We start from the raw sequence: 9,934 nt of genomic DNA on the forward strand, positions 1-9,934 counted from the left end.
CGTTTCCATACGAAAGAGGGGTTCCAATGAAGGTAGCCCGTTTCCTCGAAAACGCCCTGTGCCGATCAGAAGCTGTACTTGGCCGTGAGCATCAGGTTGCGTGGGTTGCCATAGGTGTCGGTGGAGCCCCAGGTCACGTCCGAGCCGATTGCCGAGTAGTAGCGGCGATCGAAGATATTGTTGGCGTTCAATTGCAGGTCCAGGTGGCGATTGACCTGGTAGCCGGCCATCAGGTCGGTGACGGCGTAGGCGCCCTGGTCCAGGCGGTAGCGGCCGCCATCGGCGAGGTCGATGTCGTTGTACAGGCGGCTCTGCCAGTACACGTTGCCGCCGACCCGCAGCTTCTCCAGTGGGCCTTTGAAGCGGTAGACGGTCGAGAGCTTGAACAGCCGCTCCGGGGTGTCGCTCTCGAACGGTTTGTGCTCCTTGGCCGGGTTGGCGTCGTCCTTGAGCACCCGCGCGCGGGTGTAGGTGAAGCCGGCACCGACCTGCCATTGCGGGGTCAGCGCGCCTTGCAGCTCGAGGTCGATCCCCTGGCTGCGCACCAGGCCCGACGCCTCGTAGCACGCTAGCTGCGGGCAGCCGAGCTGGGTCGCGGCGAGGGTCGCGCGGTTCTCCTGGTCGACCTGGAACACCGCCAGGCTCGCGTTGAGCGCGCCGTCGAAGTATTCACCCTTCAGGCCCACTTCGTAGTTCTTGCCTTCGATCGGCTTGAGCACGCTGCCGGAGAAGTCCTTGGAGTCCTGCGGGTTGAAGATGTCGCTGTAGCTGGCGTACACCGAGTGGTGGGCGTCCAGCTCGTAGATCAGCCCGGCATAGCGGGTGACGTTGCGGGTGACCTTGTAGTCGCCTTCGCCATCGCGGTTGTCGTAGTCGTACCAGTCCAGGCGCCCGCCGAGGATCAGCTTGAGCGGGTCGGCCAAGCTCAGGCGAGTGGTCATGTACACACCGTCCTGGGTGGTGACTTCGCGACCCTTGCCGGTGTGCGCGAAGTCGGGTTTGCCGGCGTTGAGCGGCCAGCTGGTGTCATAGGGCGCGTAGTTGCGCGTGGTCATGTCGAAGATGCGCTTGCTGGTGCCGACCACCAGTTCATGGGTGCGGCCGAACGCTTGGAAGGGGCCGCTGGCGAAGGCGTCGAAGCCGGTCTGGTTCTCTTCTTGGCGCGACTGGTAGACGGTGCGCTCCAGGCTACCGGTGTAGCGCGACTGGTAGGAGCCGGAAAATAGCCCGTCCTGCTCGGCGTGGGAGGCGGTCAGTTGCAGCTTCCAATCGTTGGCCAGTTGATGGCGGACTTCGGCGAACAGGGTGTTGATCTCCTGGTCCTTGTCTTCCCAGTCGGTGCCGGGGTTGGTCGAGCGCGGCAGGTCCAGGTGGTGGCCGTCGGTGCCGATCGGCAGGCCGCCCCAGAAGAAGTTGTTGCGGTCTTTCTGGTGCGAGAAGCCCAAGGTCAGCGTGGTGTCTTCGGAGAGGTCGGCTTCGCTGATGGCATAGAAGAGGCCGTGCTGTTCGTCGACGTCGTCGCGGAAGCTGTTGGCATCGTTGTAGGACGCCACCACCCGGCCGCGCAGGGTGCCGCTGTCGTTCAGCGGGCTGGAGGCGTCGAGCTCGCCACGGTAGTTGTCCCAGCTGCCGGCGGCACCGGTGAGGGTGACCTTTTGCTCGGCCAGCGGGCGCTTGCGCACGAAGTTGATCGCCGCCGACGGGTTGCCGCTGCCGGTGACCAGGCCGGTGGCGCCGCGGATCACCTCGACTCGATCGAACATGGCCAGGTTCGGCTGGGCACCGACGGTCCAGCCTTGGTAGAGGCTGGGGATACCGTCGTACATCAGGTTGTCGATGTCGAAGCCGCGGGCCTTGTAGGTCTGCCGGCCCGGGCCGCTGGACTGGCTGAGGAACAGCCCAGGGGTGGCCTTGACCACGTCGTTGACGCTGGTCATGGCCTGGTCGTCCATGCGCTGGCGGGTGATCACGGTCACTGCCTGTGGGGTTTCGCGCATGCTCAGCGGCAGTTTGGTGGCGGTGGCCATGGCGCCGGTGGTGTAGGAGCCAGACCCCTCGGTGGTGCTGCCCAGGCCCAGTTGCGTGTCGTTGATCTGCGTGGCGCCCAGTTCCAGGGTGGCGGGCGTCTCGGCGATGGCGGGGGCGGCGATGGCGGTGCAGATGGCGAGGGCGAGGAGGTTGCGGGCAAGCGGGGTGTGCGGCGACATGGGGGACGGGTTCCTGAACATTGCCAATCGATGATGCAATTGATTACGAGAATGATTAGCAATAAGTGTGTCAGGTTTTGTCGCGCTGAAAAAGGCAGGCGGGACAGAAAGTTAATGAAATTTTCACAAGTGCAGGGTGGGCTTGAGGGCCCTACTGCGGGACGAGCCCGCTCCAACAGTAGGGCCCTTCAAGACACCCTCAAACCGTCAGCAACCAGCGCTCCACCGCCTGGTACAACGGCGCAACCGCCCCACTGATCCCCGACATGCGCAGGAAATCATGGGTCAACCCTTCCTCCACCTGTAGCGTCACCGCCGTGCCGCTGGCCTTGAGCCGCTCGGCATAGGCGATGCCTTCGTCATGCAGTGGGTCGTACTCGGCCAGGCTCAGGTAGGTCGGCGCCAGCGCCGGCAGCGGCTCGGCCAGCAGTGGCGAGGCCCGCCAGTCGTTGCGCTGCGCAGCCGTGCAGTAGTGGTCGTAGAACCATTCCAGGGTGGCTGTTTCCAGCAGGTAGCCCTCGTCGTAGCGTGTGTGCGAGCCGCGCTGCTGGCTCAGGTCGGTGACCGGGTAGAACAGCAACTGCGCCAGCGGCTTGAACGCCAGCTCGCTCGGCGCCCGCGCGGCACTGATCGCCAGCACCGTGGCCAGGCTCGCGCCCACGCTGTCGCCGGCGAGGATGATGCGTTTGGGGTCCAACCCCAGGCCGTGGGCCTGCTCTGCCAGCCAGTTGGCGGCGTCCAGCACATCGTTCACCGCCGTGGGGAAGCGCGCCTCCGGCGCCAACCGGTAGGCCGGGGCGAACACCGCGTGGCGGCCGCTGGCGGCCAGGCGCCGGCAGATGCTGTCGTGCGAATCCAGGCTGCCGACCACGTAGCCGCCGCCGTGCAGGTAGAGAATCACCGGCAGCGGCTCGCCGTCGGCCTTCGCCCCGCCATACAGGCGCGCGTCCAGAGCATGACCGTCACGCGCCGGTACCCGCAGGGTGCGCACGTGCAGCGTGTCGGGCGGGCTCGGGTCGAGCACCGCCGAGGTCTTCTCGAATTCCTGGCGGGCCTGGGCCACGCTCAGTGCGTGCATTGGCTGGCTCTTGCCGGTCAGGCGGCCCAGTTCGGCCAGTTCCAGGAAAGCTTCCAGATCGGGGTCCAGGGGCATTGCAGTTCCTTGTTCGTCAGCAAGTGAAGCCGCCCGGCAAGGTGCCTGGGCGGCTTGAAGGTTCAGGAAACCAGTGCCTCGGCACGGGCGAGTTCGCGGCACAGCGCATGCAGGAAGGCCGGGTGCTTGAGCAGGTCGTAGTGGCCGGCGTCGAGCGGTTCGTGACGGGCCACGTTGCCCAGCTCCTGGTCCATGTGCTCGTTGCCGCGCGCCCACCAGCTGTGGCGGTTGTCGTCGCCCGGCGGCAGGCTGCGCAGGTGCACCGACAGCGCCTTCAGGCGCATGGCCACGAGGAAGGTATGGGCCAGCTCGTCGCTGCTGATCGCGGCGAACGCCGAGGCGCCGTCGAGGTCGGTGCGGGCCTGCTCGATCAGGCGCTCGACCACGGCCTGCTCGCTGCCCTCGGCCAGCGTCAGCAGCGGCAGGCGTTGCCCCTCGATGCCCAGCACCACCGCCAGGAAGCCGTGCAGGTCTTCGCTCCAGTCCGCCGTCAGCGGCAGCGCCGCCTGGCTCGGGGTGAAGGCGTCGACCAGGGCGACGAACGCCAGCGCCTGGCCCTGGCGCTCCAGTTCCTGGGCCACCAGGGCCGCCAGCGGCGCGCCGAGCGACCAGCCGAGCAGGTGGTACGGGCCTTCGGGCTGCTTCTGGCGGATGTACTGGGCGTAGTCGATGGCCATGCTGGCCAGCGATTCGTCCTGCCACTGGCGGTCCAGCAGCATGCGGCATTGCAGGCCGTAGACGCTGCGCTGGCCGTCCAGGCGACGGGCCAGCGGCTCGTAGTCGAACACCGTGCCGAAGCCCGCGTGCAGGCAGAACAGCGGCCGGGTCTCGGTGACCGGGGTGTTGAGCAGCAGCAGCGGGTCGAGGCTGGCCGGCTGCTCGTCGTAATCCGAAAGCTCGGCGATGGTCGGCTTGCCGATCATGTCGCGCAGCTTCAGGCTCAGGCCCAGCTCGGGCTGGGCGCGCACCTTCGAAAGCACCTTGAGGATGCGCAGCGAGTCGCCGCCCAGCTCGAAAAAGTTGTCGGTCACGCCCACTTGCTCGACCTCCAGCACCTCCTGCCAGATCGCCGCCAGCGCCCGCTCCAGGGCATTGCGTGGGGCGACGAAGGCGCGGCCCTTGAACTGCGGGTCGGGCAGGGCGTTGCGGTCGACCTTGCCGTTGGGGTTGAGCGGCAGCGCGTCGAGCACCACCACCTGGGCCGGCACCATGTAGTCGGGCAGCTCCTCCAACAGGGCCGCGCGCAGGCGCTCGCCGAGGCTGCTGTCGGCTTCGGCCACCACGTAGCCGACCAGTTGCTTGCCGCCGCCATGCTCACGGGCCACCACCACGGCGTCCTGCACCTGGGGCAGGTCGCGCAGGCGCGCCTCGATCTCGCCCAGCTCGATACGGAAGCCGCGGATCTTCACCTGGTTGTCCAGCCGGCCCAGGTAGTCGAAGGTGCCGTCTTCGCGCTGGCGCACCAGGTCGCCGGTGCGGTACAGGCGGCCGCCATCGCGGCTGAACGGGTCGGCGACGAAGCGTTCGGCGCTCAGGCCCGGGCGCTGGTGGTAACCGCGCGCCACGCCCTGGCCGCCGAGGTACAGCTCGCCGGCCACACCAGGCGGCAGCGGGTTGAGGGCGTCGTCGAGCACGTACAGGGTGCGCTCGCCGACGCGGCTGCCGATCGGCGCGTACACCGCGCCGCACTCGCCGTCGGCCGCGACCTTCCACAGCAAGGGGGTGACTACGGTTTCGGTGGGGCCGTAGCCGTTGGTCAGCCATTGCGGGCGCAGCGCCTGCTTGACCAGTTCGAAGTTGGCCTCGGCCACCGCGTCGCCGCCGAAGCAGTAGATCGACACCGGTGGTGGCGCCTGCTCCTGGGTCTGGGCGAACTCGGCCAACTGTTGCAGGTAGGCCGGCGGGAAGCAGGCCACGCTGATACCGTGCTGGTGCAGGGCGTGCCAGGTTTCTTCCGGGGTCCACAGGCGGTTGTCGCGCAGCACCAGCTGGCCGCCGCAGGAAAGGGTGGTCAGCCAGCGCTCCTGGGCGCCGTCGAAGGCGAACGACATGAACAGCAGCTCGCGGGTGTCGCGGGTCATGCCATAGCGCTCGGCGATGGCCGCGCAGTGCATGCGGATCGGCGCGTTGGCCACCGCCACGCCCTTGGGCTTGCCGGTGGAGCCGGAGGTGTAGATCAGGTACGCCAGGTTGTCGCCCAACGCCCGTGCGGGCGGGCAGGTCGCTGGCAGGCCATCGAGCGCCAGCTCGTCGAGCAGCACCTGCGGCGCGGCGCCCGGCCAGTCGAAGCGCTCGCGCAGGCTGGCCTGGCTGAGCATCAGGGCCATGCCGGAGTCCTCGACGATCCACTTCAGGCGCTCCTGCGGGTAGTCGATGTCCAGCGGCACGTAGGCGGCGCCGGCCTTCATCACCGCGTAGAACGCCACGATCACGTCCACCGAGCGCTCCAGGGCCACGCCCACGCGCATCTCTGGGGCCACGCCCTGGGCGATCAGGTGGTGGGCCAGGCGGTTGGCGCGGCTCTCCAGCTCGGCCCAGGTCAACTGGCGGTCGGCGCAGGTCACGGCAATGGCCTGCGGGCGCGCCTCGGCCTGCTGGCGCAGTTGCTCGACCAGCAGCGGTTCACGGCCGCTGGCCGGGGTCATGTGGTTGTCGCGCGCCAGGCGCTGTTGCTGGGCATCGCTGAGCAGCGGCAGGTTGCCCAGGCGTGCGTCGGGCTGCTCGAGCATGGCCTGCAACAGGCGCTCGAAGCTGGCGCGCAGCTGCGCCACGGCGGCCTCGCTGAAGCGGTTTCTCAGGTACAGGAACTCGATGCTCAGGGTCGAGCCGAGGTTCACCGCCAGGTCCATGGCGAAGTTGGTGACGTCGCGGCCCTGCACCTCGCCGAAGCGCAGCGCGTCGTCGTGGGCTTCGCGCAGGCGCTCGTCCACCGGGTAGTTCTCGAACACGATGATGCTGTCGAACATCGCCTGGCCACCCAGGCCCGCCCAGCGCTGGATATCCGCCAGCGAGGCGTGCTCGTGGTCGCGGATGTCCAGGTTGTAGGCCTGCAATTGCAACAGCCACTGTTGTAGCGACGCGTCCGGTTGCGGACGCTGGATCACCGGCAGGGTGTTGATGAACAGCCCGAGCATGTCGTTGGCCCCCGGCAGGCTGGCCGGGCGACCGGCGACGGTGGCGCCGAAGCACACGCTGGCCTGGCCGGTGTAGCGCTGCAACAGCAACAGCCAGGTGGCCTGGATCAGCGTGTTGGGGGTGACCCGCAGCGCTTGGGCCTGCTCGCGCAGGCGTGCGGTGCGCGCCGCGTCCCAGTCCAGGTACAGCGCGGCGTGGCCGTCGAGGCCGGCGTCCGGGCGCGGGCCGAGGGTGCTGGCCAGGTGCGTAGGGCTGTCGAAGTCGCCGAGCTGGTTGCGCCAGAACTGCTCCAGGGCCTCCTGCGGCTGGCGCGCCAGCCACTGGATGTAGTCGCGGTAACGCCCGCCGCTGGCTGGCGCCGGGTGGCCGTGGTAGGCCTGCAGCACCTCGCCCAGCAGGCGCGAATTGCTCCAGCCGTCGACCAGGATGTGGTGGCCGGACCACAGCAGGTGCGCGCGCTCATCGCTCAGGCGCACCAGGGTCAGGCGCATCAGCGGGGCGCGCAGCAGGTCGAAGCCCTGGGTGTAGTCCTGGGCGGCGAGTTGCGCGAGGTCTTCGGTGCTCACCGCACGGTCGCGCCAGTCCAGCACGCTCACCGGCATCTGCGCCTGGCGCTGGACGATCTGCAACGGCTCGACCAGTTGGCTGTCGCTCCAGAAGCCGGTGCGCAGGATCTCGTGGCGGGCGATCACGCTGTCCCAGGCGGCGCGGAAGCGCGCGATGTCCAGGCCTTCGACATCCACCGCCATCTGGTTGATGTACAGGCCCGCCTCGCCGGCTTCCAGGGTGTGGAACAGCATGCCTTGCTGCATGGGCGACAGTGGGTAGAGGTCTTCGACCTGCTCGGCGGGCAGCGGCAGCGCTTGCAACTGCGCCGGGGCCAGGCGCGCCAGGGGGAAGTCCGACGGGGTGAAGCCACGGTTGCGCGGGTCGCAGCAGTGGGCGATGAGCGCTTGCAGCTCACGCTGGTAGTCGTCGGCCAGGGCCTGCACGGTGGCGGTATCGAACATGGCGTCGCTGAACAGCCAGCTCAGGCTCAGTTCGCCGTCGTAGACCTGGCCGTTGAGGGTCAGCCAGTTGCCCAGGCGCGCCGCGCGGCTCTGTTCCTCGCCGCTGCCTTCGGCGGCGGGGCTGAACAGGGCGCCTTCATCGGCGCTGAAGCTGGTGTCGAACTGGCCCAGGTAGTTGAAGGTGATGCGCGGCTCGGGCAGGCCGTCGAGGCCCTGGCCCAATTCGCGCAGCACGCTGTAGCCGACGCCCTTGGCGGGCACGGCGCGCAGTTGCTCCTTGATGCCACGCAGGCTGGCGCCGAGGTCGGCGTGGGGGCTCAAGCGCACTGGGAACAGGCTGGTGAACCAGCCGACGGTGCGGGTCAGGTCGCAGTCGTCGAACAGTGCCTCGCGGCCATGGCCTTCGAGCTGCACGGCCACCTCCGGCTGGCCGGTCCAGCGCGCGACGGCGCGGGCCAGGGCGGTCAGCAGCAGGTCGTTGATCTGCGTGCGGTAGGCCTGCGGCGCCTCCTGCAGCAGGCGCTTGGTGCTGGCGCGGTCCAGGCGCACTTGCAGGGCCTGGGCATGCTGGTTTTGCAGGCTGCCGTGCGGGCGCTCGGCGGGCAGGTCGGTGACCAGGCCGTCGAGCTGGGCTTGCCAGTAGGGCAACGCCTCCCGCATCGCCGTGCTGGCGGCGTGTTGCGCCAGGCGCTCGGCCCAGGCCTTCACCGAGGTGGTGCGCGCCGGCAGGCGCGGGGGCTGGCCGTTCGTGGCCTGGGTGTAGGCGGCTTGCAGGTCGTCGAAGAGGATGCGCCAGGACACGCCGTCGACCGCCAGGTGGTGGATCACCAGCAGCAGGCGCTGGCTGTGGTCTTCCAGGGTGACCAGCACGGCGCGCAGCAGCGGGCCCTGGGCGAGGTCGAGGCTGCGCTGGGTCTGGTTGGCCAGGTCGCGCAGGGTGGCGAAGGTGGCCTGGCGTTGCTCCAGCACGGGGGCGGTGGGCGCGTCGAGGAAGCGCGCGGTCCAGGCGCCGGCCTGCTCGCTGAACACCAGGCGCAGGGCATCGTGGTGCTGCACCAGGGCTTGCAGGGCCTGGGCCAGGGCTTCGACGTCCAGCGGGCGGTTGGGCTTGAGCAGCACCGACTGGTTCCAGTGGTGGCGGTCCTCGCCGATTTCGGCGAAGAAGCGCCGCTGGATCGGCAGCAAAGGCGTCTCGCCGCGGGCGGGGGCCTGGTCGAGCAGCGGGGCGCTGTCGTCGAGGCGGGCGATGTGGGCCAGGTCGCGCACGGTCTGGTGCTGGAACAGGTCCTTCGGGGTGAAGCGGATGCCGGCCTGGCGGGCGCGGCTGACCACCTGGATCGAGATGATCGAGTCGCCGCCCAGCTCGAAGAAGTTGTCGTTCAGGCCCACGCGGTCGAGCTTGAGCACGTCTTGCCAGATGGCGGCGATGCGTTGCTCCAGTGCGCTGCGCGGGGCGACGTAGGCCTTCTGCGCGTGGCTGGCGTCGGGCTTGGGCAGCGCCTTGCGCTCCAGCTTGCCGTTGGGGCTCAGCGGCATGCGCTCGATGAACAGCAACTGGGCCGGGACCATGTAGTCCGGCAGGGCTTGGCGCAGCGGTTCGCGGAGGGCTTCGCGCAGGGTTTCTTGCGATTCAGGCTGCCATTCGCTCGGCACCACGTAACCCACCAGGGCGCCATCGATGGCCAGCACCACGGCTTCACGCACCGCGTCCTGCTCCATCAAACGGGCTTCGATTTCGCCCAGCTCGATCCGCAGGCCACGAATCTTCACCTGGTGGTCGATACGGCCCCGGTACTCGATCACGCCGTCGGCGCGCTGGCTGGCCAGGTCGCCGGTGCGGTACAGGCGCTGGCCGCTGCCGAACGGGCTGGTGACGAAGCGCTCGGCGGTCAGCGCCGGGCGGCGATGGTAGCCACGGGCGAGGCCTTCGCCGCCCAGGTACAGCTCACCGACCACGCCCGCCGGAACGGGTTGCAGCTCAGCGTCGAGCACGTAGGTTTGCAGGTTGGCGATCGGTTGGCCGATCGGCACGGCATCGCGGCCTTCGTCGCGGCAGGTCCAGTGGGTGACGTCGATGGCGGCTTCGGTTGGGCCGTAGAGGTTGTACAAGCCCGCGTTCGGCAAGCGAGCCAGGACCTGGTCCTGGGCATCCACCGGCAGCGCTTCACCGCTGCACACGATGCGGCGCAGGCTGGTGCAGGAGGCGACCTGCTCATCGAGCAGGAACATCTGCAGCATCGACGGCACGAAGTGCAGCGTGCTGACCTGGTGCTCGTTGATCAGCTCGACCAGACGGCGTGGGTCGCGGTGGTCGCCAGGACCGGCGACGGCCAGGCGGGCGCCGGTCATCAGCGGCCAGAAGAACTCCCAGACCGAGACGTCGAAGCTGAACGGGGTCTTTTGCAGCACGGTGTCGCCAAGGCCCAGGC

General features: G+C 68.8%; 3 protein-coding genes. All 3 read right to left on the minus strand.

Features of this window, described 5'->3' with window-relative positions:
- Positions 1-65 precede the first annotated feature (65 nt).
- Positions 66-2,207 carry a TonB-dependent siderophore receptor gene (locus tag P0Y43_RS01070; RefSeq protein ID WP_275635441.1) on the minus strand — a complete coding sequence of 714 codons (2,142 nt, stop codon included), beginning with the start codon at positions 2,205-2,207 and terminating at the stop codon, positions 66-68.
- A gap of 199 nt (positions 2,208-2,406) precedes the next feature.
- The gene (locus P0Y43_RS01075) at positions 2,407-3,360 is read right to left on the minus strand and encodes an alpha/beta hydrolase (protein WP_275635442.1); all 954 of its coding nucleotides are present in this window, start codon (positions 3,358-3,360) and stop codon (positions 2,407-2,409) included.
- A 62-nt stretch (positions 3,361-3,422) separates the two neighbouring features.
- The coding region (locus P0Y43_RS01080; RefSeq protein WP_430540209.1) for an amino acid adenylation domain-containing protein at positions 3,423-9,934 on the minus strand (6,512 nt) is incomplete at its 5' end.

This window comes from Pseudomonas entomophila (genome assembly GCF_029193575.1).
GTDB lineage: Bacteria > Pseudomonadota > Gammaproteobacteria > Pseudomonadales > Pseudomonadaceae > Aquipseudomonas > Aquipseudomonas entomophila_G.